Raw genomic sequence first — 25,485 nt, forward strand, 5'->3', positions numbered from 1 at the left:
GCTATGGCAGATTTTAGAAAGACGATCCTTTTGGAATTAGGATTAAGAAAAGAAGATTTTGTAAAGGAAGCGGCGGAAACGCAGAAGCAAGTGAGTGAGCTTATAGCCAGGCAGAAGGAGCTTAAAGCTGCAGGTCAGGAGGCGACGATCGAATATCAGAACAATGCGGCCAATCTGAAGCTGCTGAAGTCTGAGTATGCGGAGGCGCAGCGCAATGCTGCGAATTTTGAAAAGGCCGTTCAGGCTGGTGGTGCCGGTGAGTTTGGATCGCTTGCCCAGCTGAAGGCTGAACTGTCGGTATTGACGTCTAAGTATGGAGAATTGGCGGATGCAGGTCGGGAGTACTCCGAGGAGGGGCAGGACATTGCCCGGGAGACAGCCCGGGTTACAGCTGAGCTGAAGAAAGCGGAAGAGAAAGTGTTGAATTTTCGAAGGAACGTTGGGAACTATCCGGAACCTATCAAGCCTATTCCGAAGGATACCGTGTTCTCTGTCGAAAAATTCAACGAAATTCTTGCGCAGGTTCCCCATACAGTCGTTGACATAACGACAAAAATTAAAAACTTGGAACAGCTTCGACTGAGTACCCCTATTAATCAGGTCGGGGAATTAAACGATGCAGTCTTGCAACTTAATACGGACATGCAGAAAGCGTTAGGTAAGATTGATGAGTTTGGAGACAAAGAACCAAAGAACAACATTAAAAAATCATACGACGATCTGAATGATGCAATCCAAGGGACGATCGCTGCGGTATCTGTAGCCAATTTTCTTGGAGCCGATGAGGCTGAGATGGAAAAAGCGATAGCAGCTGCGGTAACTTTAAATACCGTGGCCACGAACGCAAAGTCAATCGCAAAGGGAGCAGTGGTAGCGTGGGAAAAAGCGGAGATGATTGCAACCCAAGCAAATATTGGCGTTCAATTGGCATACGGCCTTGCCGTAGGCAAATCTACAGGGTCTTTGAAGTTGTTCCGTCTTGCACTTGCAGGTACTGGAATTGGCGCTATTGTAATATTGATAGGGATGCTTATAGCAAATTTTGATTCAGTAAAGAATGCAGTTACTGGATTCATAGATCGGAGTACTGTGTTGAAAACTGTGATCAATTATTTGCTTTTACCCATGCGGTTACTATGGCAAGGCCTTAAAATGGTCGGGGAATACTTCGGTTTCGTGGATAGCCAGGCCCGAAAGGCAGCAGATGCTATGTATGATGCTGTCGCAAGAACGAATGAAGGCCTCCAGTACAGAATAGATCTGCTAAACGCGCAAGGTAATAAGGAGAAAGAGGTGCATGAGTTGGTTCTAAAACAGATAGATAATGAGTTGAACGCACGCCGCAAGCAAATCGATGCGGGGAAGGTCTTGAATGAGGAAGAGCAAAAAAGTTTTAGGGAGCTGAAGGCAAAGCGGATGGTCGAAGAGGCAAAGTTTAATAAATGGTCAAACGAAGAAGCAGCAAAGGCTAGAGACAAAGCTGATAGCGAAGCCGAAAAGGCGAAGCAAAAAAGGGAAGCCGATGGCAAGAAAGCTTCTGATGCCGCTAAGAAAGTCGCAGAAGAGCGTAAGCGGCAACTGGAGGAAGAACTTGCATATACGAAAGAGCTTACCGGTCAGCTTGCTGAGTTGGACAAGAAGCGGATGTCGTCTTTCGACAGTGAGATTGCTGAGGCTGACCGCAAATACAAAGAGCAAGTCGCCAAGGCCAAAGGCAACAAAGCGCAGCTGAAGTTAATTGACGAAATTTTTGTCCAGGAGATTGCGGGAATAAATCGCAGGGCCGCTGCGGATGCAAAAGCACAGCAGGATGAACTGGATAAACAGCGTCTTGAGCAGGCACTTGAGACAGTTGCTGATAACGCGCAGCGCCATTATGAGCTTAAAATGGCGCTAATCGAAAAAGAGCGGGAGATGGAACTGGCTCAGCTTGATCTTACCGAGACGCAACGGCAAGCCCTTCAGGAAAAATACCGTTTCCAACAACAGCAAGCGGAATCAACGTTTGCCCAAACTATAAGAAGTGAAAGGGAAGCGCATGCCCAGGCATATGTCGATCGTGAAAAACAGATGGCCGAAGCTAAGGAGCAGTTTGAACAGCGTAAAATAGATTCAATTTCTAGGGGGCTTAGCATCGTTCAAGGCACCTTTAATCAACAAACTGTTTTGTATAAGTTGGCATTCGCACTTGAGAAGGGACTGGCTGTTGCATCGATAGCCCTTCAAACTCAGAAGGCTCTTTCGGCCAATCGTGTAGCCGAACAGCTTCAAAATGCTACGCTTTCAGCAGTGCCTTTTGTTGGCCCCGCGCTTGCCTTAGCCAATTCGATGAAGGCTCGTGGTGAGCGATTCGGGATCATCCTTGAAGGAGCCTTGGGCGTTGCAAGTATCGCCGCTACTGTTCTCAAAGGCTTCAATCGCGGCGGTATCCATACTGGTGATGGTATGGTCTATGGGCCCGGTACCGGAACAAGCGATTCCATCAATGCCAGGCTGAGCAATGGTGAGTCAGTGATCAATGCGCGTAGTACGCGAATGTTCGGTCCGATCTTGTCTGCTATGAACGTTGCCGGTGGTGGCCGTGCATTCAGCGCACCGGTTTCATACTACATGCCGGCCATGGCTGAAGGCGGGGTATATAGCAGTCTGGTCTCGCCGGTGCCGCAGTATGATCCAAAGGAAATGGGTGAGGCCGTTGCCCAGGCTCTGGTCCAAAACTTCCCGCAGATCTGGGTGAACGTGGCTGACGTCACGGATGCCCAGGCAAAGCAGGTTAATGTTGATGAAAGGGTAAGCTACTAATGAAATTGATTGATACTATTTTAAAGCTGGAGCGTGACGGATACACGCTTCAGCATCTTTGCAGGGTCGGCATGATCTCGCCGACTATAGCGCTTTACCGGGATATCTATTTGTTTATGGATGCCAGGCGGAAGTGTGGCGTCAAAAGTATGCAGGCTATTACCGACGCCGAAGAACAGTTCGGGGTAAAGAAAACAACTATCTATAAAGCGATCAGAGCGATGGATTGACAGTTACTGTGATGAATTCGAATTGAACATTCCCGCTTTCTGGGAAATGCCATACAGGTAGTTTATGAATGCACTGCATGTTACCAACAGGTATTTCGCAGTTTCGAAATCCGCCGGTTGATGCCCGCTCATTACAGCATGGCGAATCCCTGCCTCTGGATCATTAGAGTACGCATACACCTTATTGAAACTTTCCTTGAGCTGCGAGTTAATTGTGATGCCCCGATGCTCTATTTTTCTCAAGCCGGCACCTAAAGTGTTTTCGCTCGTGATTGCTTTCACTATGGTTTCTACCGCACTAATGGATTCTCTTATAACCAACGCATAGTCAACAGCGGTTTTATTAGATAGTTCAGAGAGTGCTTTTCGAAGATGGACGCTGACACCGGCTATATCTTGGTTTAAGTCTCCGATAGTCGATGCTGTTTCAATCGTACCTATTTCCGTTTCATTTGTTATTGGTACGATCAGGTTATCAATTATCCGATATGCACTCGATTCGCGCTCCAAAATGGTATTGTAATAATGAATCTCATCTGACGAGATCGAGCCAATATCGATCATAAATTGGATTGCATCGTACACTTTCCACCACTCTCCCTTGATGAACACATTTTTCATTTCCCATTCAAATGAACTTGGCTCTGTGCTTTGAGAGCTTAAAATTTTCTTCTCGAAATGCATTATCCAATTTACCCGAAGCTTGGTCCACTTTGCAGACTCTGAATAGCCTGAGGGCTTTATCTTCCTTACAACTAGGACGTCAAAAATATTCCATAAAGAGTTCCGAAGATCATTATCCATGGAATCGACCTGAAGTACCTTAGACATTGGTACTATTCCCATCCGTTGCGAAAATCTCGTCATAGCGTTAAAATTTTTGGAATATAATACTTTCCACCTTTTCGCGGAAACACACAAACGCTTTTTGTACTCATCTTTGAATTATACATATATGTATAATATCTGATGGCCAAACAAGCACACATTTACGTTTACGGTGACATCTTCGATTATCAGGGCAAGGATGCGCCTGACTGGGGCTGTGTAAACCTGCGCAGCGTTGTCGACATCATCAATGCCAATCCGGATGCCGACGAATTCATCGTGCATATCAACTCCCGCGGCGGCGATGTAACAGAAGGTTTTGCAATCTATGATGCCCTGATCAACTCCGGTAAAACCATTATCACCATTGTGGAAGGGAAGTGCGCATCTATTGCAACCGTGGTCTGTCTGGCTGGCTCTGTTCGCAAGATGAACGAAAACTCTGAGTTCATGATTCACAACGCCTGGGCGGATCCCTTCACAATGCCAGGTTATAACGCCGACGACTATCAGGAGATGGCTGACTTTATCCGAGAAGCTGATCAGAAGATCCTCGACTTGTACGTCAAGGTAACCGGTGCAGATGCTGACGAGATAAAAGCATTTATGGATGTGGAAACCTTCATGAATGCTGAAGAGGCTATGGCGCTTGGGTTTATCACCGAAGTCAATGAGCCACTTAAGGCTGTCGCGTATTTCAACAGAGCTGCTTCTCCTGCGGCCCAATCCAAAGCAAATAAAAAATCAATTCATATGAGCAAGAAAACGCTTGCCGGAAAAGCTATTGCAGCACTCATGGCCCTGGTCGGAGGTGTGCAGGCTGCCGAAAGTACGCTTTCGGACGGCACCAAAATTTACTATGACGGAGACCTGGCCGAAGGCACAGCCGTCTTTACCGACGAGGAGCTGAGTATCGCTGCAGCTGATGGTGATTACACACTGGAAGATGGTCGCGTGGTTACCGTAGCCGATGGCGCTGTTACCGCCATCGTTGATGCGGACGATGATGAAGAGCCAACAGTCGATGCGATGCAGGCCAGGATCACGGCCCTTGAAGAAGAGAATGCTTCTCTGAGAGCAGAGAATGAGCAATCGATCGTTGCAATCAATGCGGCCACCAAACGCCTACAAGCTTTGAAAGGCAGCCACACGCCACCAGCAGGCGATGGCAAAACAACCAAATTCCGTTCACCACAGTCTGGCCAAGTTCGTTTCGTGAAGCCTGACAAAAATAAAGGAGGATCCAAGTAATGGCAATTATCAATCCTGAAGATTTAACGTTCAATGGCGAAGAAGTAAGAGCGTTCGCCGAGGCGATCTTTGAAGAGCTCTACGCTAACCCGACACTTGATCAGAATCACCTGGTCATCGAAGATATCGTTGCTAAACAGCAGATAGCTATTTTCGGTCACCTGAGTAAAATTACCAAGAAGGATCCCGGCTGCGGTCAAGGAAAGACTTCGAAAAACATTCCTTTGTCGGAAAAATTCTGGGATCCTGTTCAGATGAAGATCTGGCTATCAGAATGCCACAGCCAATTCGATAAGACCTTCATGGTCTATTATAAGAAGAAAGCCAAAGAGTATCCCGATCTTACCGTTACTGAAATATTCAGCGAGTGGTTGGTTAATGAAGTGGCTCATGCTGCTGGTGAAGATATCTTGCGTATAGGCTATTTTGCTGACACTACAGCAAAGCTGATTGCTAACGGTGGAGTATTTACAGCTGGTACAGATCTTACTGACTACAACCATCTGGACGGCTTTTTCAAACAGGCTTTCGCTATCACTGCAGCACGGCCACAGCAAAGGATTACAATTGCTAAGAATGCTGGAGCAACTTACGCAGATCAGATGTTCGACGAGGAAGATACAGCGAATCGCGTTGCCACAAAAATCTTCCAGCAACTTCTTGTAAAAGCTGATACGAGGTTCAGGGCTGATCCGAACTATGAGATCCTTTCAACTCGTTCCCTTGCTGATCAGTACATGATGGAACGTCTTAACAACGATAAAATCGAGCTCGCTTATACCCGCGAAGAATCGGGAATAGAAAGCTTGATAGTATTAGGTAAAAAGGTTTTCATCTATGACATCTGGGATCGCACCATCCAGGCTGATCAGAACAATGGCACGAAATGGAATCTTCCTCACCGTGCTCTGGCCATCAACAAGAATAACATGCAGATCGGCTTCGATGCAGACAAAGGCTACGCTGACTTCCGCGTGTTCTACGATGAAATGTCAGAGACTTCAAACATCAAAGGTGGTTACAAGATGGACGTGAAGATCGTTGAGGACTTCCGTTTGATGTTCGCATACTAAGAGAGGAGGACAGAGATATGAGTACATGCGGAAAAATTTTGGCGAACCAGGCATTCAATTGCATGACGCCTATGACCGGCGGCGCGAAAGACCGTCTGGTGATCATCAACTTTGATGACATCGATACTCTGACCAGGGATGTTACCAATCCCCAGATCATCCGGTCGATCACCTTGAAGGCTGGCGCTAAAGCCATCTATTGGGAAGGCCCGCCGAACAGTGTGATTGCTTCGGCAAAGCTGGTCCGGAAGAAGTACAAGAACAGCTATGAGCAGATTGTCGGTGTACCATTGATGGCCAACACTGCAGCGCTTAAGGCTGAGCTTGAGAAAGCCGGTTACAGCAAGGCCGTGGTGATCGTGGAGAACAATCATCAGTTTGGTGATTCAATCTTCGAAGTCTACTTCCTGGAGCGTGGTGGTATCCTGATCAAGAATGAGCGAGACATCAACAACGCGGACCTTGATGGTGGTTACGATATCAACTTCGGTCAGGAAGATACGGCACGCGAATCGCATTTGCCGGCAACCTTTGCCGTCACTGCAGGTGAGCCTGCAACTTACAGCTACACGGCAACGCGCACAGCCCTGAATGCGCTGGTCCTGGCTGATTAAGATTTAAGTTTTTGTTCAGGGTGTACATGTTAAGGCGGGGCGGTTGCAGAAGCGATGCCCCGTTTTTTAATCCTTATGATCTCACAAGAATTATTATCCCAGATCCAGCAAGTCGATGATCGCCGCATCGAGGTGGCAGCCAAAACCCCTGAAGGCATAGCGCTGCTGCAGGAAACTTATTACCAGGTATTCGGCGAACATTACACCCAAGGCTGCGGGCCATGCCATGAACAGGCATTCCTGAAGCTGATGAAAGTTTTACATAACCCTTTAAAATTTATACCAATGAGCGAAAAAAAGTATTTGCTTAAAGAAGGACACCAGGTGTCTGTCTTCGGCAGCCCGGACATTTACACAAACGACAACCTGACCGATGCGATCGCGAAGGATCTGCTGAAGGAACGGCCGGCATTGAAAGGAAGCTTTCAGATCATCGCCGGCAAACAAGTCGAAGATGAAGTGGAAGAAGCTGCTGATGAAGCTCCGGCAAAACCTGCTGCAGCTGTTGATCTGATTGCCAAAATCGAAGCGGCTACGACCCGCGCGGAAGTACAGGATTTCCTGGGTAAAGACACCCGCAAGACGGTTGTAGAGGCTGCAAAGAAAAGGACGGAATCACTTCCGGAAGAGCCGGCTACAAAAGTCCTGACTCAGGCAGATCTGGACGAAGATCCTGAGCTGGCAGCACAGGGATTCAAGGTAGGCGACACTGTAAAGATTGAGGAGGAATAGTAGGTGAAAGTCGTCCTTGCACAGATCGAGCAGCGCCTTGTTCAAAAGGAGAACAACAACTTCGGCATTATCAATTATGACATTGATAATGCCTACCCTACACGCATCCGGGAAATGGTCAGTGCTTCCGGCACGGCCACCCGCTGCGTGGAGCGGTATGCCCGTTTCATTGAGGGGCAAGGATTCATCAATACCACCTTTTTCAAAGCCAGGATCAACAGCGGTCGTAAACTTACTACGGATAAGCTGCTGCGCAAATGGGCCAATGATCTGGGCATGTTGCGAGGCTTTGCAGCTCATGTAAATTACAATGGGTTGTACCAGGTAACTGAGGTAAACATCATTTCATTTGAGGACTGCCGGCTTGCATCTGCAGAGAACAAGGAGCACAAGAACCAGATCGCGGTTTATGATGACTGGGGTAAGCGCAAACGCAAGCAGATCAAAAAGGAAGATATCCTTTGGTATGACCGGTTTACTTCAGATCCTGCAGAGATTGAAGCGCAGATCCTTGCTGCCGGTGGAATTGAAAACTGGAAGGGACAGATCTTTTGGTATAGTGCTGATGGCGATGAATACCCATTAGCGTCGTGTGATCCGGTACTGGAAGATGTTGATACAGACGCGCAGATCAAAGTGTTCCGGAACAACAGTGTTCGATCGGGTTTTCTCGATCATGTGCTCTTTATTGGAAAAGGCAAATCCGAATCGGAGGCCGAGCTGCAGGCTACAAAAGATGACTTGAAAAAGTTCCAGGGCGCCAACAACTCGACGCAGATCATGTACGTTGAGGTCGAAGACGACAAAGAGATTCCGGAGCTCAAAGCGTTTCCCAGTACTGATGCTGACAAGAAGTTTGAAGTCACGGTCCGGACCGCGAAGGATTCGATCATTGAATGCTTCGGTATTCCGCCGGTCCTGCTGAATGGTTTGATACCTGGTAAGCTTGGTACGGCAACGGAGATCGCTGACGCGGTGAACTTCTACAATCAGCAGACCAGCCGGGAGCGGATCGTATTTGAAGAGACTGCCACCTTGCTGTTTGGAAACTTTGCGGCCGACATCAACGTTGCTAAAGACTTCTCGATCCGCGCGATCGACTTCACATCTGCAGATACCATACCGGTTGAGTTTCTTCCGGACCTTACGAAAAACGAACGCCGTGCCCTGGTAGGTCAGCCGGAGCAGGAAGATACCACATCCAACGAGCAGCTGCTTTCTGAGCGCCTGGGTGTCGGTGGTACAACTGCACTGGTGCAGATACTGGAGGGAGCGCTGCAGCCTTCGCAGAAGATCAACACCCTTAAATTATTATTTGGTCTGACTGAGGAACAGGCCGCTTCACTTGTAAACACCCAGACAAATGAACCTGCTAATAACAACAGCTGATATCCGGGAGATCCGTCCGATCGCTCAGGCAATAGATGACATCAACAAGGTTGAGCCGTTCATCGCCGAAGCTCAACAGGTCGAACTGAAGGACTTGCTTGGTGTCGAATTCTTTTATGCTGTTTTGGCTTCGCCTGATTCGTACCAGACACTTTTAAGTGGCGGGACTTATAACACCTCACAAGGGCATGCAATTGCTTTCAACGGCCTTAAAACAGTTCTTGCATATTTCAGTTATGCCCGGTTCCTGATGAACGACAACATGAAGCATACCAACGCAGGCTTTGTGAACAAGGTAAATCAATTCTCGCAACCGGCCAGCCAGTCGCAGATCACGGCTAAATATCAGGATGCGCGCAGCATGGCGTTCAGTCACTGGTCTGACGTAATCCTTTACCTGGATACCAATCGACAGCAATACCCGCTATGGCGTAGCGGCTGCACAACAAAGACAAATAACATTCGCTCAACGGCTCGCATCTCTGCGGTCAATAATCGTGATCATTCATGCAGGAAATAAACCAGCTGCCAATTATTGGCAAAAAAATATCTGAGAATCCGGTCGCTGGTCCCTTGACCGGCGAAGAACTCTTTTCGCTTGTTCAACAAGATCAGAACCGAGTGATAACATTCCAGGAGCTTCGCAACACATTAGGAGGGATCATTGCCGGCATGCCGCTAAGAGGTTTCTTTACGGATGGTGATGACCTCGGCACGCCTGCGGAAAAAGGCAGCTACCTGGTAAGTAACGGAACCTATCATATTAACAACGAAAATCTCATTGTCATCGAAAGCAACCTTGGTGTCTTGTTCTGGGATGGACAGATCTGGGATTCTCTCGAAGTACCGGTCGAGGTTGATTTGTCATCGCTTGCAACCAAGACCAGCCTACAGGAAACGTTTGATCAGACAGCTCATTATGGCAAGCTGTATAATGAGGTAGCGATCGGAAACGATGATCTGTCCTTCTGGACCAATAACCCAGGCGTTACCACTACCTTTGAAAACCCGCCGGGCATTCTGCCGTTCCCATTTATAAAAAAGGCCATCAAGATGACCGCGCCGGCTAATACACCGGCGTTCATTACTTATCGTATCCCGGCTGTTGCAGCTGATCGCTTAGTAATGGGAGCATGGTTTCATATCCCGGATCTTGACGTTCCAAATAATGAAGGCTTTGGGTTTTATGGCCAAGTGATCGGTAACACCACTGAAGCGCGGCAAGTACAGTTCCTTCGCCTGGAGCTGACTCCCGCGAATATTGGGCTTACCAAAACGTCGTTCGAATTCTCTTCCAGGATTGAGCAGGTTGCCGGTGACTGGGTGTTCATCTCAATGTGGAATACCGGGCACATGGCTGCAGGTACAACTGCCTTTGCTATTAATCCTTACATGAAGGGTAACGGGATTGCCAATCCCTATAATTTCTATGTTGAGAACATATCGTTGCTGAAAGGTGTCTCCGTGATCAATCCATCTCTTGTCTACGATAATGCCTCATTCGGAGCGCAGATAGATCGGTGGCTGGAATCCAACGAATCAAGCAAGTTCAATCCGATAGAGGCAAAAGTCTTTAACGAGTTGAAGGCCGGCGATAATAATGAAGCGTTTTGGACAAAAGGGGCAGGCGTCACGATGTCGTACGAGTGGTTAGCCAGGCGCCGGTTTCTTTACAAAAAGCAGATCAAGCTTACTGTCAACGCCGGGGTAAATGGTTATATCGGTAGAAAGATTTCCGCTGTCAGCACGGACCGCATTGCTTGTGGCGGGTGGTTCTATATCCCGACGCTTGATCAACCGAACGTTAGCCAGTTTGCTGTATTTGGGCAGATGGAAGTTGCAGGAGGAGCCACTACCAACAGGCCGGTCTATTTCACCAAAGCCGACCTGGTGCGAGGTACTACCAAATCCAACGGTGAATTTACATCACGCATCGAAGCTGTAAATGGCAACTGGGCATATCTCCTTTATTGGAATCATCAGGATTTTCTGGCGAACCTGGCTTTCTTCGTTTTCAACGCATACGTTGTCGGATCAACAACTGCAGCGCCATATACCGCAACATGGGCAAACCTTACTCTGGTTAAGGGAGTATCCAGCTTAAAGCCGTACGGAACCTATGATAACAGTGCGTTTGTCACTGAACAGGTGATGGAGATTGCAGCTACTAAGGATGACCTGAAGCCCTTTCTAACAGTTGATACCAAGTGGTTCAACGAACTGTTTGAAGGAAGTGCCAATATAGATTTTTGGTCATTGCCATCCGCAAACCATACCAAAGCATTTGCTCCCTCTCCAGGATCCTTACCGTTCGAGTTTCCAAAGCAGGCTTTAAAAGTTACGGCGCCAACAGGTCAGAACGCATATGCAATCAGGGCAATCCCTGTGAGTATCGCAGAACGAGTTGTTGTCAGTGCATGGTTCAATAAGAAAATCCTTGACACCGCCAATGTCGCCAACATAGGGTTTTACATGCAGATCAACAGGTCTGACAATTCGGTACTGCAGAGGCAGGTTCAGTTCACGCAGGTTCAACTCATTGTTGGGGCAACTAAAACCAACTCAGAAACCTTGAGTACGGTGGAAGCTATAGCAGGCGACTGGGTATGTATCTCAGTTAAGAACACAGCTGATTTCCCAGCCAACTCCGTTGCGTACGTTGTGAACTGCTGGGTAGGATCTGCAGGGGCGGGCAAGCCGATCGATCTGCATGTAAACAACTTTACGTTTCTGCGGAACCGAAGCGCGATAAACCCTTTTGTCGTTTATGATAATAGTGCCTTCGGTTATGAAATTGCCAAGGCCTTAATTAATACTTTCGTCCCAGCCGGTCCGCTAAAGAACAAACGTGTGGTTGTAGATGGTGACAGCATCATGAAGCAGCTGAGGGTTACCAATAACATAGCAGCCAGGACAGGCTGCACGATTGTTATGCGTGCCGAATCCGGTAGCGGCTACGTAAATAATGTCAATGGAACCATACGGAGCCGGGTTACCGGGATTGTTGGTCAGAATCCTGACTGCATCCTTATCGCTGGAGGTACAAACGATTATGGGACAAATAAGCCTTTGGGCTCCGCTGCGGTTCTAAATGATGACATGCAGTTTTATTCTGCTGTTTACAATACATTCAGGGTGCTTAGGGAGCAGAATCCCGCGGTACCGGTATTGATCTGTACGCCGATCCAGCGCGGTGAACCACGCGGCACAGTTAACACTCTTGGCTTTTCTCTCAAGCAGTATTCCGAAGTAATCAAGGAATGCGCGGCCATTTTCGGAATTCCGTGCCTGGACATGTACTCATTGTCTGGTATCACTTACGAGAACCGCGCAACTTATCTACCAGATGATCTTCACCCGAATGATGCCGGTGGCATCAAGATGGGCGGGACTATAACTACAATTTTAAATTCAATATTGGCATAATGGCAAACTTTCAAACAGCATTCGCGAAGACCATGGTGGTCGAAGGAGGATACGCAAATGATCCAGATGATACCGGCGGCGAAACATATATGGGGATTGCCCGTAAGCATAACCCGGCATGGGCAGGCTGGCGCCTGGTTGATCAGCACAAGAGTAAGCCAGGGCGCGACGCAGTCATGAAGAATGACCGATCCCTGCAGGAGCTGGTTCGCTCATTTTACAAGGTCGCTTATTGGGATGTGAATAAGCTGGATCAGATCGTTGATCAGAGCATCGCGGAAGAGATGTTTGATACAGGGGTAAATATGGGTGTTGAGATTGCAGCCAGGTTCCTGCAGACTGCTCTAAATGTTCTCAACCGGAACCAGGTCGACTATCCAAATATCTCTGTGGATGGCGCAATCGGACCTGCAACGCTTAAGACCATCAATACCCACAAGTCTGCAAAGCTCGTGTTCAAGGTGCTCAACATACTGCAGGGCGCCAGGTACCTAACTATCGCCGACAAAAACGAGAAGCAAGAAAAGTTTATGCGCTCCTGGCTTAGCCGGGTAGAATTCCTTTAATCAATGAGCCAGATCAAGATCCCAACACCCGAAAAAATGCAGAAGTATCCATGGGCCACAACGGCCGTGGTACTTTTCTCTGTATGTGTATTCCTCACCTTCAAGCTGCTTCAGAAACCAGTCGGTTGTGAAACAGAAGTAAAGGTATGGCGGGATCTTTACCTGCAGGAGAAAGGCAACTCCGACAAACTGCGCGATGCTATATACGTCAAGAACGGCGTAATCTACCAGCAAGAGGTAGAAAAGAAAAAACTCGACTCCACGATACGGCAAAAGCTGGGTGAAAAAGCAAAGCGCATCGTCGAGGGCAAAGAAAACTAACTATGAAAAAAGCATTAACATATCTGGGCTGGATAGTCCTTGCAGTAGCCATCGGCTATAACATTTATCAGTGGTTTGCTATTCAAGCAAACGAGCGGGAGATTGCTGCTTTCAAAGCAAAAGAAAATAAGATCCATAAGCAGATCGATACTGAGGCAACCCTAATCAAAAAACAGGTCTCCGCCTCAGGACAGATATCAGAATACGATATTGACGGTAAGACCGTGCCTCCAGGTAAGCCAGTTTTCAAAGGCAAAAAGAACATTATAGATACGTCTGCTATGGCTTTGGAGATTAAGGAGAACCAGGTGAAATCCCTAACTCAATTGAATGCACAGCTGACGGCCGATAATTTAAAGCTGAGCGCTACGGTTGATGAAAAGAACCGGCAGATCAAATATTACAAGGATCCTCACCTGGCATTTACAATTTATCCGCCGGTAAATCCCGCAGACACCAGTGATCACGGATTAGCTGATGTATCTGGCAAGTTCGGTCTTACCGCTACGCAGTTCTGGCGCAGGTCCGGACTCTTTGGCTTAGGGAAGAAGCGCGACCGGTTAGGCTTTATTACAGATGACCCCAGGTTCACCATTAGCGATGTTCATTATATTGGCTTTGATCAGCCGGAAAACGCGATCAGCCTGAGCGTTCATGCAGGGGCCGGGTATGATATCGATCAGCGCACTTTCAATGCATTTCCAGGGCTGAGGTTAAAAGTTGGCCGCATGACCTTCGATGCGAACTACAAGTACCATTTTGAAACGAAGCGGTTTACAAAGCAGGTTAGCGGCCAATATAATTTCAAGCTGTTTTAAAATCCGAGCGTCTGCCCTCTTAGCCTTGTATGCATATAGTTTACAAGGTCACGCTTATATTTATCATAACTTTCTGTATCGGTGTGACCGGTTAGATTTTTGACTTCGGCATCTGAATAACCTGCGTTTAGCAGATCCACTACGCGGGTATGCTTCCAGCCATAGGGGGTGAAGTTTTCGCTCAGTTCAAGTGGCTTTCGAATATACTCCCTGAAGAGCCTGGCAAAATATCCCTCGCTATGCCTTATGCGCGCCGTCTGGCCATCCTTTCCAATTACAAAAGAGGACAATGGATGCTGATCCAAGTTAAGAGTTTCGAGCAAAGCGGCAAGTTCATCGCAGATGGGAATCGTTCTACTTTTCGTTTTTCCAACAATTTTGATGTACCTGCCCTTGATATCCACGTTTTCAATAACAAGCTCGCGGATCTCGTCAGGACGCATGCACGAATAGTAAATGAATTTGCAATAGAACTCCAGCTGCGGGATCTTGATCATCTCCTTCTTTACCCGGTCGGCGACTGTTGCTCCGAAGTACTGATGCTTCATTGGCTTGGCGGTTTTGAATTCAAGCTCTTCGTCCTTGCTGATCACAAAATCATCTTTCTTCACCCATTGACGGGGCTTCCTGGAGAACCAGTTGGCAAGGGTTCCACAAAACCGTAAATGGTTGTTGTAGGTTGTCGGGTTCCACTTGTGATGGTCACTTAACCAGGTTAGCATATCTTTCAGGAAGCCGGCGGTCAAATCTCTCACATGGATGTCTGCACGCCTGGTTGTAAAGAGATAGTTCTCAAATTTTGAAATGTAGCTACAATACGTCGTGATGGTATCACTATCCAGATTGAGCAGGCGCTTAGCTTTTAAAAAGATTTCGAATGCTTCTATAAGCTGCGGATCGTCGGCTTTGTTTTTCTCAGCCTCGACGATGGCTATCTTCTCATCGTCAATTAGCGTCTCTGTCCTCTTATCTACTGCGAACGGGGTATAACCCATCCGGAGCATGACGTTCGTATCTGTTACGAGATCTTTGGCGTACTCTTCCTTCTCTTTATGATCTTTGATGTAGTTCAGCTCTTCGTAGACCTTGAACCGTTCGAATTTTAGTGTGATTGGATTTCGATAACTGTACCACACGTGCCATTTTTCAGTCGGGGAACCGGTACGGCCACGATAGATTTTAGCTCTTCTATAAGACTTTCTTAGAGACATTTTTTTTGACAGGTTTTTTGTCCCTTCTGTGTCCCCGCTAGTGGCTAAAGACGCAAAAAGGCCGTTGTGACGGCCTATTTTACGTTCTGCGGAGAGTGAGGGATTCGAACCCCCGGACCTGTAACAGTCAACAGTTTTCAAGACTGCCGCAATCGACCACTCTGCCAACTCTCCGCCGCAAAAGTACAAATAAGAGGTAAATCTGCAAACCGAGTCCCTTATTTTTTAGCGCTTTTTAGGTAATTGCTTCAAACAGAGGGTGAAAAAATGCATTTCATGCTTATAATTTACTAGGATGAAGCCTTGGTGTCCGGTAGGCATCTGCTTCGCACGGAGATAATTTTCTGGCAAGCGATTGAATCGTGAACGAAGAATCATAAGCAATGGCTTATTCCAACAGCTCCAAGCTATCAGATTCCGCACGGATCAGATGAATTTATCAGAAAATAAACTTAGTGCTGTTCTCGGTAATCGCTCAAGAAAATCGGAGATTTTCTCAGGAAAAAGAAAACCAATTTTATGTATGATTCGTAAGCTGTATTAAATATACCGGCAGATGCGCTGATCCAGGCCTGCTGATTTAGCGATCTCTTGATTACCACTTTTCTTGCTACCCGGATTGTATCGAACATTATAAGAGGAAAAAGTAAATGGACGTTTGAAGAAAGAAAACCCCACATTCCTTAACAAAAAACCCCGCAGGCTTGCCAGGCAAGACGCTGCGGGGCGGCAACCGCTACGTTACAAATCTTTGTCGGCAAACATCTTTGCGTCGCGGGTATTTTTTTGTACGGCAATGGCCGAGAACATGCTGAGACAGAACGCCATAGCATAAAAGCCTTTTTCACTCAGCGTAATATCCGCATTCCAAAGTCCTATGGTTAACAGGATCATAGCAGATATTGTGGCAAACCAGCTCAGGCCATAATACAGGTCGGTAACAGCAAGTCCTTCAGATCTGTCGCGGACACTTTTCTGGACGGAGATAACGGCAAACAAGCCAAATAATAAAATGGTGAAATAGTAACCTTTCTCATTCAACTGCATAGCGGCATTCCATAAACCAATGCAATAACCTGTTGTACCGGTCAGCAGTGCGAACCAGGATGCGCCAACAAAGGCAGCTGTTGGCTTGAATGGATTTTTAACGGTTGCGCCCTGTTTAAGTGCGCCTGGATGTTCTTCAGTTCTGTTGTGTAGCGGTTCCATAATGATTTGATTTTGGTGATTAATATGAAAGCGAATTTCGGGTGTGCACGGGTCGGGAAAAACACAACCTTTCTTAATTACTGACGATATATCAGGAATTGTATATCTTCAACGAATCCTATATGCCGTCAATGGAACCACTTTCAGAACTACTTAACCTGCTAACAGAGACCGATAAAAAGCGCTTCATACAGTTTTTGCAGCGCAGGAACAAACGGGAGGATGTGAAAAACCTGGCTTTGCTGAATCTGATAGAAACTGACGATATACCAGGTCTGAAAGGCCTTTACGATCCCGATAAAAATCTAGATGCGTACCATGCCTTGCGCAAAAGATTTCAGGACAACCTGCTGTTATTCTTATCACAAAGAATCTTTGAAAGCAATCATTCAGATGCACACCAGGCACTGCGTTTACTTGTAGTAGGGCGTTTTTTACTAGAAAACCATATAGTCAAAATCGCTTTCAAGTGCCTGGGTAGAGCTGAACGATTAGCGGAGGAACTGGAGCAGTTTAACCTGCTGAATGAAATTCTTTTGCTGAAACTGCAATATGCCCATCTGCCTGAAGGGGAAAACTTTGAGACACTCTCTGAACGTTTCACTTCGAATCAGGCTGATATGCTGCGCGAAGCCAGGCTTAATGTCGCTTATGCATTTTTACGGCAAGAGCTGCAGCATATTCAGCTGAAAGGAAAAATTGTCAACCTGACGGCCCTGATCATTACAACGATCCGTAAATACCGCATTGCCCTGCGGGAGCTACTGACCTATAAATCTATCTACCAGATTCTTTTCATTGCGAATGAATATGCGGCTATTCAGCAAAATTATACGCTGATAGAGCGTTTAATAAACCGTACGAACAAATTCCTGGAAGACAGGCCAGACAGGAAGCCTTACTCGCTGTTCCATCATATATCAATCCTGTATTTTCTCGCAAATTTCCATCTTCGACAAAAGAATTTCGCCACCTGCGACGCTTACCTGGACAGGATGCTGGCATTGATGAGAAGCGATAGCCGTTACGACACGCTCTTTCAGCTTCGCTACAAGCTGCTTGCAGCCCTTAGTCTGTTCTACACGGGTGCTGCAGCGCGGGCGGTTTCTCTTCTCCAGGATGCACTTGCAACTAGAAAAATCAAGTCCAGGCCGGAAGACGTTGAAGACCTGCGTGTCTGTTTGACCATGTTTTTGGCATTGCGTAATGACCGGGCCAGCCTCAAACAGTTGTCTTTACTGACCCGGACCGATGCCTGGTATGAGAAAGAAATGGGTATGCTGTGGACGATCAGGAAAAACCTGATGGAGATTCTGGTTCACGCGCAATTTTCGAATATCGATCTCACCATGTCGCGACTACACAGCTTTCGCCGGCGCTACAAGAAATATTTACTAAAAACTTCAGAAGAACGCGTTCTGATCTTCGTTTCACTTGTAGAGAAGTATTTGAAAAGGCCAGACGTAGTATTCGATAACACGTACAAAGAAGCGGTTTTACGTCAGCTCGACAGTCCTGATAATCGTGATATATTTACACTCAGCTTTATAGCCTGGACAATTGCTAAATGGCAGAAAAAAACGGCTTATGAGGTGGTGCTGTCGCTGCTCAGTGATGCTGACAAACATGATTGACATAACCAACTTTCAGGTTTGAGCTTACAACTTTAAACTTTTCTCTGCTTCAGCGCTTATCACCCGCAGGGGAAGCTTTTTTGAATACATTGAAATTTGGTTTGATGATTTTTACGCTTCGTTTGGAAAGGTCGACACTGGCATTAAGCTCAAACCCTACCAGGAGGATCAGGGAATTCAGGTAAAGCCAGATCATGATGACGATCAGCGTTCCGATCGAGCCGTAAAGTTTGTTGTAGGACCCAAAGTTGTTGATGTAAAACGAAAACCCCCACATTGTCAGAAAGGCAAGAATGGTTGCCAGCCAGGATCCGGCACTAAAAAAACGCCATTTTTTTGCATGGGCCGGTCCGTAGCGGTATAAGATTGAGATCGTTGTGAAATACAATACCCCGAGAATGGCCCATCGCGTAAAGTCAATGGCATAAGTAATCAGACTTTCTGTGATTTCCAGCTCGTTTTTTAAGAACGTAAGAAGAAACTCTCCAAAGGCCATGGCTGCAATACAGACAATCAGTGAAAAGGCAATCACCAGCGTTAAAATCAGTGCAATCATGCGCTGCCGCAGCCAGCTGCGCGTTTCGATGATCAAAGACGATTTATTAAATGCTGTCATCAGATTCTGCACGCCGTTGGTGGCGAAAAACAGCGAAAGCAAAAAACCAGCAGAGAGCAGTCGGCCGTTCTGTTTATTGATGATCTCATCCAGTGTCTCACTAAAGGCCTCGAACGCGTTGTTAGGAAGAATGAGCACGATCAGTGACATCAGCTGTTTTTGAAACCCCACTTGCTTTGGGATAAAAGGAATCAGTGTAAACAAAAAGATAATGCCCGGGAAAATGGCCAGCATAAAATTATACGCCAGAGATGAAGCCTTGTTGACCAGAGAGTCTTTGCCTATCTCTTTAAAAAAGAAGGTGGCAACGGTGTACAGCGGCAGCGGACTAAAACCCGGCAATATACAATGCTTGGTCCACTCAATGAACACAGTGTATAGCCTGATTTTAAGCAATTGCCGGTGTACCCATTCCATTTGCAGCTGTTATTCGAAATATTTTTTTAACCTTTCAATAAAATCAGCCGGAGGCTGAGTCGGTTTATTTTTTTCCATATCAACAAACACGAGTGTCGTTGAACCCATGTTGATCAGCTCCAGCTGCTCGTTAAACAATTCGTATTCGAAAAAAATCCGTACGCCTGGAATCTTCTTTAGTGTCGTGGTAACGGTGAGTTCCTCATCATATCGCGCCGGCCGGATAAATTTGCAGTGCAGTTCAAGTACCGGGAGCATAATACCGCTTTCTTCCATCGATTTATAAGTCATGCCAAGGCTTCGCAGCATTTCTACACGCCCCACTTCATAATATTGTGCGTAATTGCCGTAGTACATATAACCCATCTGGTCTGTTTCGGCGTAGCGCACCCGGATTTTTGTAGAATGGCTATACATTACCTGAAAATATTACGTTTGTTCAATGCCTCGCGGTATTTTTTTGCGTTTTTCTCGTGTTCCTCGCGGGTAGTAGCAAAAGCATGATAACCTGAAAAGTCCTCTTTCGCGCACATGTAGATATAATCATTCTCGTCGCGGTTCAATACAGCGTCTATAGCACGTATGCTTGGCATCATAATCGGGCCGGGCGGCAGTCCGGCGTAACGATAGGTGTTGTATGGTGAAGATACCTTCAGCAAAGCATTGGTAACCCGTTTTACCGTAAAGTCGTCGTTTGCAAAGATTACGGTCGGGTCAGCCTGGAGGAGGATTCCCCGGTTCAGGCGGTTCAGGTAAAGCCCGGCAATAATGGGCATTTCTTTATCAAAAAGCGCTTCTGCATCGACGATAGATGCAAGAATGCTCACCTGCACAGGTGTAAGATTAAGCGCTTTGGCTTTTTGTTTACGTTCTGTAGTCCAGAATTTATCGTATTCCTTTTGCATCCGGTCAAAAAACTCGGGCGCAGAAATGTTCCAGTACATTTCATATGTATTGGGAACAAACATGGTGTAAATATTCTCGGTATTGAAGCCGTGTTTGCTGATCAGATCTGTAGAATCAAGCAATCTGATGAACGTAGCCGAATCAGGTTCCAGGTTCCTTGACAGATAGGCGGCAAAGTTTTCTTTTTTGCGGATATTCTGAAATTTGAGTTTTACCGGGTCCTGATTCCCAGCCTTAAGCATATTGATCAGGGCGCGGTTCGTCATCCCTTTTTTTAAACGATAGCGCCCGGGTTTGATAGCCGTTCTCAGGCTCATTTTTTCGGCGGCAGCCGCAAAGCTGTCCTCGTCCTTAAGAATTTGCTGCATGGTGATGTCTCTGAGCACATCATCAAAAGAATAACCGGTGCGCACGTACAGGTATTGCTGCTTATCGGTTACGTTACCGGCAAAATATGTTTTATATAGTTTCAGACCGAAATAGCCGCCGATAATCAATACGATCACTGCAGCAGCAAAAAGAATCTTTACTCCGGTTTTTGGTTTTTTCGGTTGTTCCGTTTGGGTCATAAAAGTGTTTCTGGTTTATTGTTGTTTCAGCGTGATATTTATTCTTGTGCCGATAGGAACTTTGAAGACTGAATCTGTAAGTGTGGGTTCCTGCTTTACGATGACGGCAGCGGCGCTGTCAGTGACTTCGCCTTCATAGGTGATGGCGCCAAGTGTCAGCATGGAACCTTTCAGTGAAAACAAGGCTTCATCTTTAGTTAACCCCATCAGGTTGGGTATGTCAACTTCTTCATTTCCGCGGCCATCGCCCAGCACAAAGTCTATTCGTGATCCTTTAGGCAAGACCTCGCCGGCACGAATGGGTTGTCCGCCAAAACGCGCCTCAAGTACAACATCCCTGCTTACATCGGCGCGGTAAGTTGTATCGCCCATTTTAAGACCGAAACCAGCAATAATGGCCTGGACTTCCCGAAGTGATTTAAATTCGACTTCAGGGAATTTGACATTCGGGGCCTGCCCGGTATTAATTGTCAGGTAGATGGTACGGTTGTCTTTTACAAAGGTGCTGGCATCGGGATCCTGATCAATCACAATTCCCGGCGGTTTATCCATAATATAAACCGAATCCACCTCGTAGCGTAAACCAAGTTCCTCCAGCTTGGCAACGGCTTGCGAAAAATTCAGTCCCTTTAAGGCCGGGACATTTAGTCCCTGCCCATGCTTGGTGTAAAATCGCAGGCTGTAAAAGGCAATAAACAGCAGAACCAGCACGGTCGCAATGGCTGCCAGGATGTTATTTCTAAAAGACTTTGTTTTAAGATATTCGACGAATTTTGACATTAAACTGCTGTTTTTTCCTTTCTGAGCCCAAATTTAGGCTAAAATATTTTATCGCACCTACAAACCATTCTGATGCGTTAATTTATATTTTTGAAACGACATCTGTTCACAGCAATTTTTAGCCCAAATTATTAACAGGCCATTCTGTATTAAGCGGCCCGGTATCCAGGCTGTAACACTTGTCGAGACAACGTATCAAACAAATGAAAAAAACTATAGCCCTGTTAACAGGAGGTACAACCGGCGAATGGGTTGTATCTGTAAAAAGTGCCGCTACCATTGCACAAAATCTTGATCCGGCACGATTCGAGGTGTATAAAATTATGTTAAGCCAGCAGGGCTGGTTTTATGAACCGGCAGATTCGCTTAAAATCGAGGTAGACCGAAATGATTTCTCGCTGACCATCGATGGCCGCAAAATCCGTTTCGATGGTGTCTTTATTGCCATTCACGGGTCGCCGGGCGAGGACGGAAAGTTGCAGGGTTATTTTGATATGATCGGAATACCGTATACCACCTGCGATGCGCTGACCTCTGCCATTACGATGAATAAGGGGTACACAAAGGCAATTGTTCATGATATTGAAGAGCTCAGCGTAGCTGAATCTGTACAGTTGATGCATGCAGAAGACGCTGCCGGGAAGGTTAAGGAAAAACTCAAATTGCCTTACTTCGTGAAGCCGAACAATGGCGGAAGCAGCATCGGGATGAGTAAGGTGAAGAGTGGTGACGAGTTACAAGCCGCACTTGACAAAGCATTTAAGGAAGACAGCCAGGTGCTCGTCGAAGAGTTTGTTTCTGGCCGGGAGTTCTCTGTCGGTGTGTTCAGGAGCGGTGGCGTTATTCGCGTGCTTCCGGCGACTGAGGTTATTCCGGCGAATGAATTTTTTGATTTTGAGGCAAAGTACACGCCGGGGGCAACGGAAGAAATTACCCCGGGAAGAATGACGGATGAAGAGCGCGCGCGGGTGGAACGGATCGTAACAAAGATATACGACCGGTTAAATTGCCGCGGTATTGTACGAGTCGACTATTTTCTTGAAGAAGGTACGGGCAAGTTTTATTTCATAGAGATCAATACCATTCCGGGGCAAACTATAACCAGTTTTATTCCACAGCAGGTGGCAGCTATGGGGGTGGAACTTAAAACTTTTTATACCGAGCTGCTCGACGAAACGATCGGCAGGTAGCGCCAGTTCTTACATATATCGCTGCAGCTGCGGCCGTAATACCGACAGTCAAGGCTGGCGCCAACAGATATACTGCCCGGTGCCTGACATGTCCACAGTTTGTATTCAGTTATGGCCGGCTGTCTATAAACGAAAAAGACGAGCCAGGTCAGGCTCGTCTTTTTTTACTTTAAACCTGCACAGTCTTCCACCTGCCACGCTTAAATAAGATGTAGGCGGCAACGCAGATGCCTGCTTCGGCCACAGGAATGGCAATGAATACACCTGTAGGGCCCATATCAAAATATTTGGCCAGCAGGTACGCAAAGGGAATCTGAAATGCCCAGAAGGCAAACACATTTACCCAGGTTGGTGTCCAGGTATCGCCTGCTCCATTGAAGGTGCTGATGAGTACCATACCGATACCATAAATGATAAAACCCAGACTCATAATCTTCAGCGCGCGCACAGCCACTGTTCTTACCTGGATATCTTCTGTAAAGATGCGCACGAACAGGTGGCCAAATGCAAGAAAAAGCACCATTACTACAGCCATAAAGGCGATGTTGTAGCCCATGGTTTTCATGACTGCTTCTTCAGCGCGGTCTATGCGTCGGGCTCCGAGGTTCTGTCCGACGAGCGTAGCTGCAGCATTACTTAAACCCCATGCAGGCAACATGAAAAACATCATGAGCCGCAGGGCAGTCTGGTAGCCAGCCGAACCATGGTCGCCCCCGGTGGTCGCCACCAGTTGTGCAAGGAAAATCCAGCTGCAGGAAGCGATTACGAACTGAAATACACCGGGCGCGGCAATTTTTACGATCTGTCTGATCAGAACGAAATCAGGCAGGATCTGATTAAGTTTAACCTTCAGTTTATTGCCAGAACCAAAGAGGTGAAACAATTGGTAAACCACACCAAGGGCGCGTCCGATCGTGGTAGCTATGGCGGCGCCTTCAAGTCCCATTGCGGGAACCGGACCAAGTCCGTTTATGAGCAGCGGACATAACACAATGTTTGCGATATTGGCAATCCAAAGGCTTTTCATAGCGATGGCTGCATTGCCGGCGCCGCGAAAAATACCATTGATCAGAAACAGCAGCACAATAAAGATGGTGCTGCCCATCATGATGCGCGTAAAGGTTTGGCCATGTTCGGCGGCATCCTGGCTGGCGCCCATCAGGCGCAGAATGTCCCGTGCGAAGATCATTCCCAGCACACTGATCACCAGGTTAATACAGACGGCGATCAGAATTGCCTGCATGCCGGATTTACCCGCCTGTTCGGGTTTTTTTTCGCCAACCCGGCGGGCTACAACAGCCGTGGCAGCCATACTGATGCCCATGGCAATTGAATAGACAACAGTAAGTACCGACTCGGTGAGGCCAACGGTCTGAATGGCCAGGCTGCTGTGTTCCAGGTGACCGACGAAATAAAGGTCTACAAGTGCAAAAACCGATTCCATGATCATTTCAAGCATCATAGGAATGGCAAGAAGTACGATGGCGCGGCGGATACCAATTTCTGTAAGATCGGTTTCTTCACCTTTTAACGATTGCCTGAGCACCTCGAAAAAAGAAGACACTTTGCCTTTCGACTTTAAAGAATTTGTCATAACGGGGGGATGTTAAATAAATAAAAAAATAGATAAAAATGATGGGATACGTCAGTACCCGGGCATTGGTGGTGGTAAGAGGGGAGGAGTCCTCGGTTGGTTAGAACCTCAAACGGACTGCAAATACGGTCATCGGTATTGCGGTTTTAGCGCAGCGAACTTAGACAAAATAATTAAAAACAGGAAAAAATGTTGTAGATTAATCTGCGGAAGGCTGCCGGAACAAGCAGGAATAGCCGATTAAATGGCGTATGCCGCGATCATGTCGCTGCTGACTGCGCATGCCCTGCCTGTATTGATATCGATCATCACATAATCGAACCAGCCGTCTGAAGCAACTTTGCCGGTTTTTTTGTTTACGATTTCGAACTGAACGCGGCAGCCTTTCTCATTCATGGTAATGATCCCGGTGCGCACGGTAATCACATCGCCCAGGATCAGCGGGCGTTTGAAATTAACCATAGCTGTTTTTACAACCCAGCCAAATCCGCTTTCAAGGAAATGTTCCATTGGCATTTTGTAGTCCTTTTCCATCTGCTCATACCGCGCGGCCAGGACATAGTCAAAGTACTTGCTGTTGTGCACATGATTGAACATATCAATATCGTCCGGGCGCACCCGCAGTTCACTTTCGAAGATGCTGTACTGGTTATTTTCCATGGTGCAACAAAGATAGGCTGATTTTTTGGCTTTTTGAGAAGTATGCGGGGTAGATACGTTGTGGGCTAAACCCGGGCGGCGCGGGCACGCAGCGCAGCGGAGTAAAGCAGAGCACGGGGCTGCAGGCTGCCATATTGAAGCGGCGAAGGTTTTCTGAACATACCGGCATTGCAGCGCATTCAGGCTGCCGATTAATTCGCTGAACAAGTTGCAAGTAATGAGGTAAAGCTTTATCTTTGCACCCTATAATTAATTAATTTTTAATCGCTTTTATATTATTCAAGAATGTATTTAAGTTCAGAAAAGAAAGCCGAGATTTTTAAAACTCACGGCGGCGTAGAGACCAACACCGGTTCAGCTGAAGGTCAGGTTGCATTGTTTACCTACCGTATTGCTCACTTAACAGAGCACTTAAAGAAAAACCGTAAGGACTTCTCTACACAGTTATCGCTACAGAAACTCGTTGGTAAACGCCGCGCGATTCTTGCATACCTGTTCAAAAAAGATATTGAGCGCTACCGTGCTATCATCAAAGCTTTATCGCTTAGGGATATCATTAAGTAATCGCAATATTATCAAACAAAAGCCATTCTTTTCGGAATGGCTTTTTATTTTTGCAAACAAAAATTACCACATAACCGGTGTGTAG

Annotated in this window: 24 protein-coding genes and 1 tRNA gene; 15 read left to right on the forward strand and 10 right to left on the reverse strand. The window is 46.8% G+C overall.

The window, feature by feature from the left end; genetic code table 11:
* Window positions 1-3: 3 nt before the first annotated feature.
* Entirely contained in the window at window positions 4-2,802 is a 2,799-nt protein-coding gene (locus EJV45_RS05485; RefSeq protein WP_129714662.1) for a hypothetical protein, read from the forward strand.
* Window positions 2,802-3,032: a hypothetical protein gene (locus EJV45_RS05490; RefSeq protein WP_129714663.1), complete on the forward strand. Its 231-nt coding sequence runs from the start codon at window positions 2,802-2,804 to the stop codon at window positions 3,030-3,032. The genes EJV45_RS05485 and EJV45_RS05490 overlap by 1 nt, the downstream gene beginning before the upstream one ends.
* A 3-nt stretch (window positions 3,033-3,035) precedes the next feature.
* Here the strand turns inward: EJV45_RS05490 and EJV45_RS05495 are convergent, their stop codons facing one another.
* Window positions 3,036-3,899 (reverse strand): AbiJ-NTD4 domain-containing protein, encoded by an 864-nt coding sequence (locus tag EJV45_RS05495; protein ID WP_165304990.1) that lies wholly within the window; start codon window positions 3,897-3,899, stop codon window positions 3,036-3,038.
* 102 nt (window positions 3,900-4,001) lie between these two features.
* Between EJV45_RS05495 and EJV45_RS05500 the strand changes: the two genes are divergently transcribed.
* The 10 genes from EJV45_RS05500 to EJV45_RS05545 all read left to right on the forward strand — a co-directional run bounded on the left by EJV45_RS05500 (window position 4,002) and on the right by EJV45_RS05545 (window position 14,050).
* Window positions 4,002-5,111, forward strand: a complete 1,110-nt coding sequence (locus tag EJV45_RS05500) for a head maturation protease, ClpP-related (RefSeq protein ID WP_129714665.1) — start codon at window positions 4,002-4,004, stop codon at window positions 5,109-5,111.
* Window positions 5,111-6,184, forward strand: coding sequence for a hypothetical protein (locus EJV45_RS05505; RefSeq protein ID WP_129714666.1), 1,074 nt, complete (start codon window positions 5,111-5,113; stop codon window positions 6,182-6,184). Before EJV45_RS05500 ends, EJV45_RS05505 begins: the two co-directional genes overlap by 1 nt.
* Before the next feature lie 62 nt (window positions 6,185-6,246).
* Window positions 6,247-6,798: a hypothetical protein gene (locus EJV45_RS05510; protein ID WP_129714667.1), complete on the forward strand. Its 552-nt coding sequence runs from the start codon at window positions 6,247-6,249 to the stop codon at window positions 6,796-6,798.
* Between the two features lie 75 nt (window positions 6,799-6,873).
* A complete protein-coding gene (locus tag EJV45_RS05515) occupies window positions 6,874-7,530 on the forward strand; it encodes a hypothetical protein (protein ID WP_129714668.1) in 657 nt (218 codons plus the stop codon).
* 3 nt (window positions 7,531-7,533) lie between these two features.
* Window positions 7,534-8,919: a hypothetical protein gene (locus EJV45_RS05520; RefSeq protein ID WP_129714669.1), complete on the forward strand. Its 1,386-nt coding sequence runs from the start codon at window positions 7,534-7,536 to the stop codon at window positions 8,917-8,919.
* On the forward strand, window positions 8,894-9,439 hold the full coding sequence (locus tag EJV45_RS05525) for a DUF6712 family protein (RefSeq protein ID WP_129714670.1): 546 nt from the start codon (window positions 8,894-8,896) through the stop codon (window positions 9,437-9,439). Before EJV45_RS05520 ends, EJV45_RS05525 begins: the two co-directional genes overlap by 26 nt.
* Complete coding sequence (locus EJV45_RS05530; protein ID WP_129714671.1) at window positions 9,427-12,345, forward strand: SGNH/GDSL hydrolase family protein; 2,919 nt, start codon at window positions 9,427-9,429, stop codon at window positions 12,343-12,345. Before EJV45_RS05525 ends, EJV45_RS05530 begins: the two co-directional genes overlap by 13 nt.
* Entirely contained in the window at window positions 12,345-12,911 is a 567-nt protein-coding gene (locus EJV45_RS05535; protein WP_129714672.1) for a glycoside hydrolase family 108 protein, read from the forward strand. Before EJV45_RS05530 ends, EJV45_RS05535 begins: the two co-directional genes overlap by 1 nt.
* Window positions 12,912-12,914: 3 nt before the next feature.
* The gene (locus EJV45_RS05540) at window positions 12,915-13,232 is read left to right on the forward strand and encodes a hypothetical protein (protein ID WP_129714673.1); all 318 of its coding nucleotides are present in this window, start codon (window positions 12,915-12,917) and stop codon (window positions 13,230-13,232) included.
* Between the two features lie 2 nt (window positions 13,233-13,234).
* Window positions 13,235-14,050 carry a hypothetical protein gene (locus EJV45_RS05545; protein WP_129714674.1) on the forward strand — a complete coding sequence of 272 codons (816 nt, stop codon included), beginning with the start codon at window positions 13,235-13,237 and terminating at the stop codon, window positions 14,048-14,050.
* Here the strand turns inward: EJV45_RS05545 and EJV45_RS05550 are convergent.
* The 3 genes from EJV45_RS05550 to yiaA all read right to left on the reverse strand — a co-directional run bounded on the left by EJV45_RS05550 (window position 14,047) and on the right by yiaA (window position 16,470).
* A complete protein-coding gene (locus EJV45_RS05550) occupies window positions 14,047-15,261 on the reverse strand; it encodes a tyrosine-type recombinase/integrase (protein WP_129714675.1) in 1,215 nt (404 codons plus the stop codon). The two genes, EJV45_RS05545 and EJV45_RS05550, sit on opposite strands and share 4 nt — an antisense overlap.
* 89 nt (window positions 15,262-15,350) lie before the next feature.
* Window positions 15,351-15,435: transfer RNA gene (locus tag EJV45_RS05555), tRNA-Ser, on the reverse strand.
* Between the two features lie 567 nt (window positions 15,436-16,002).
* Entirely contained in the window at window positions 16,003-16,470 is a 468-nt protein-coding gene (yiaA, locus tag EJV45_RS05560; RefSeq protein ID WP_129714676.1) for an inner membrane protein YiaA, read from the reverse strand.
* Between the two features lie 131 nt (window positions 16,471-16,601).
* Here yiaA and EJV45_RS05565 point away from each other — a divergent pair, with 131 nt between their 5' ends.
* Window positions 16,602-18,104, forward strand: coding sequence for a hypothetical protein (locus tag EJV45_RS05565; protein WP_129714677.1), 1,503 nt, complete (start codon window positions 16,602-16,604; stop codon window positions 18,102-18,104).
* A gap of 49 nt (window positions 18,105-18,153) precedes the next feature.
* Here EJV45_RS05565 and EJV45_RS05570 read toward each other — a convergent pair whose 3' ends face one another.
* From EJV45_RS05570 to EJV45_RS05585, 4 genes are read right to left on the reverse strand one after another with little or no spacing between them, the layout of a single operon-like run.
* On the reverse strand, window positions 18,154-19,137 hold the full coding sequence (locus tag EJV45_RS05570; RefSeq protein ID WP_129714678.1) for a YihY/virulence factor BrkB family protein: 984 nt from the start codon (window positions 19,135-19,137) through the stop codon (window positions 18,154-18,156).
* A 9-nt stretch (window positions 19,138-19,146) separates the two neighbouring features.
* Window positions 19,147-19,554, reverse strand: coding sequence for a thioesterase family protein (locus EJV45_RS05575; protein ID WP_129714679.1), 408 nt, complete (start codon window positions 19,552-19,554; stop codon window positions 19,147-19,149).
* Window positions 19,554-20,612, reverse strand: coding sequence for an endolytic transglycosylase MltG (gene mltG / locus EJV45_RS05580; protein WP_129714680.1), 1,059 nt, complete (start codon window positions 20,610-20,612; stop codon window positions 19,554-19,556). The genes EJV45_RS05575 and mltG overlap by 1 nt, the downstream gene beginning before the upstream one ends.
* Window positions 20,613-20,627: 15 nt before the next feature.
* Complete coding sequence (locus EJV45_RS05585) at window positions 20,628-21,392, reverse strand: PASTA domain-containing protein (protein WP_129714681.1); 765 nt, start codon at window positions 21,390-21,392, stop codon at window positions 20,628-20,630.
* 203 nt (window positions 21,393-21,595) lie between these two features.
* On the opposite strand from EJV45_RS05585, the gene EJV45_RS05590 reads away from it, so the two are divergent.
* A complete protein-coding gene (locus EJV45_RS05590; RefSeq protein ID WP_129714682.1) occupies window positions 21,596-22,582 on the forward strand; it encodes a D-alanine--D-alanine ligase in 987 nt (328 codons plus the stop codon).
* Between the two features lie 169 nt (window positions 22,583-22,751).
* Here EJV45_RS05590 and EJV45_RS05595 read toward each other — a convergent pair whose 3' ends face one another.
* Together EJV45_RS05595 and EJV45_RS05600 are read right to left on the reverse strand one after the other, a co-directional pair.
* Window positions 22,752-24,176, reverse strand: a complete 1,425-nt coding sequence (locus EJV45_RS05595; protein WP_129714683.1) for an MATE family efflux transporter — start codon at window positions 24,174-24,176, stop codon at window positions 22,752-22,754.
* 240 nt (window positions 24,177-24,416) lie between these two features.
* Window positions 24,417-24,836, reverse strand: a complete 420-nt coding sequence (locus EJV45_RS05600) for a thioesterase family protein (protein ID WP_129714684.1) — start codon at window positions 24,834-24,836, stop codon at window positions 24,417-24,419.
* Between the two features lie 285 nt (window positions 24,837-25,121).
* On the opposite strand from EJV45_RS05600, the gene rpsO reads away from it, so the two are divergent.
* Entirely contained in the window at window positions 25,122-25,400 is a 279-nt protein-coding gene (gene rpsO, locus EJV45_RS05605; protein ID WP_129714685.1) for a 30S ribosomal protein S15, read from the forward strand.
* Window positions 25,401-25,485 lie beyond the last annotated feature (85 nt).

Origin of the sequence: Pedobacter sp. SYP-B3415, assembly GCF_004138205.1 — a bacterium.
Taxonomy (GTDB): Bacteria; Bacteroidota; Bacteroidia; order Sphingobacteriales; family Sphingobacteriaceae; genus Pedobacter.

Coding starts and splice junctions, on each gene's coding strand:
- EJV45_RS05485 (WP_129714662.1), top strand. CDS start 4: ATGGCAGATTTTAGAAAGACGATCCTTTTGGAATTAGGATTAAGAAAA.
- EJV45_RS05490 (WP_129714663.1), top strand. CDS start 2,802: ATGAAATTGATTGATACTATTTTAAAGCTGGAGCGTGACGGATACACG.
- EJV45_RS05495 (WP_165304990.1), bottom strand. CDS start 3,899: ATGACGAGATTTTCGCAACGGATGGGAATAGTACCAATGTCTAAGGTA.
- EJV45_RS05500 (WP_129714665.1), top strand. CDS start 4,002: ATGGCCAAACAAGCACACATTTACGTTTACGGTGACATCTTCGATTAT.
- EJV45_RS05505 (WP_129714666.1), top strand. CDS start 5,111: ATGGCAATTATCAATCCTGAAGATTTAACGTTCAATGGCGAAGAAGTA.
- EJV45_RS05510 (WP_129714667.1), top strand. CDS start 6,247: ATGACGCCTATGACCGGCGGCGCGAAAGACCGTCTGGTGATCATCAAC.
- EJV45_RS05515 (WP_129714668.1), top strand. CDS start 6,874: ATGATCTCACAAGAATTATTATCCCAGATCCAGCAAGTCGATGATCGC.
- EJV45_RS05525 (WP_129714670.1), top strand. CDS start 8,894: ATGAACCTGCTAATAACAACAGCTGATATCCGGGAGATCCGTCCGATC.
- EJV45_RS05530 (WP_129714671.1), top strand. CDS start 9,427: ATGCAGGAAATAAACCAGCTGCCAATTATTGGCAAAAAAATATCTGAG.
- EJV45_RS05535 (WP_129714672.1), top strand. CDS start 12,345: ATGGCAAACTTTCAAACAGCATTCGCGAAGACCATGGTGGTCGAAGGA.
- EJV45_RS05540 (WP_129714673.1), top strand. CDS start 12,915: ATGAGCCAGATCAAGATCCCAACACCCGAAAAAATGCAGAAGTATCCA.
- EJV45_RS05545 (WP_129714674.1), top strand. CDS start 13,235: ATGAAAAAAGCATTAACATATCTGGGCTGGATAGTCCTTGCAGTAGCC.
- EJV45_RS05550 (WP_129714675.1), bottom strand. CDS start 15,261: ATGTCTCTAAGAAAGTCTTATAGAAGAGCTAAAATCTATCGTGGCCGT.
- yiaA (WP_129714676.1), bottom strand. CDS start 16,470: ATGGAACCGCTACACAACAGAACTGAAGAACATCCAGGCGCACTTAAA.
- EJV45_RS05565 (WP_129714677.1), top strand. CDS start 16,602: ATGGAACCACTTTCAGAACTACTTAACCTGCTAACAGAGACCGATAAA.
- EJV45_RS05570 (WP_129714678.1), bottom strand. CDS start 19,137: ATGGAATGGGTACACCGGCAATTGCTTAAAATCAGGCTATACACTGTG.
- EJV45_RS05575 (WP_129714679.1), bottom strand. CDS start 19,554: ATGTATAGCCATTCTACAAAAATCCGGGTGCGCTACGCCGAAACAGAC.
- mltG (WP_129714680.1), bottom strand. CDS start 20,612: ATGACCCAAACGGAACAACCGAAAAAACCAAAAACCGGAGTAAAGATT.
- EJV45_RS05585 (WP_129714681.1), bottom strand. CDS start 21,392: ATGTCAAAATTCGTCGAATATCTTAAAACAAAGTCTTTTAGAAATAAC.
- EJV45_RS05590 (WP_129714682.1), top strand. CDS start 21,596: ATGAAAAAAACTATAGCCCTGTTAACAGGAGGTACAACCGGCGAATGG.
- EJV45_RS05595 (WP_129714683.1), bottom strand. CDS start 24,176: ATGACAAATTCTTTAAAGTCGAAAGGCAAAGTGTCTTCTTTTTTCGAG.
- EJV45_RS05600 (WP_129714684.1), bottom strand. CDS start 24,836: ATGGAAAATAACCAGTACAGCATCTTCGAAAGTGAACTGCGGGTGCGC.
- rpsO (WP_129714685.1), top strand. CDS start 25,122: ATGTATTTAAGTTCAGAAAAGAAAGCCGAGATTTTTAAAACTCACGGC.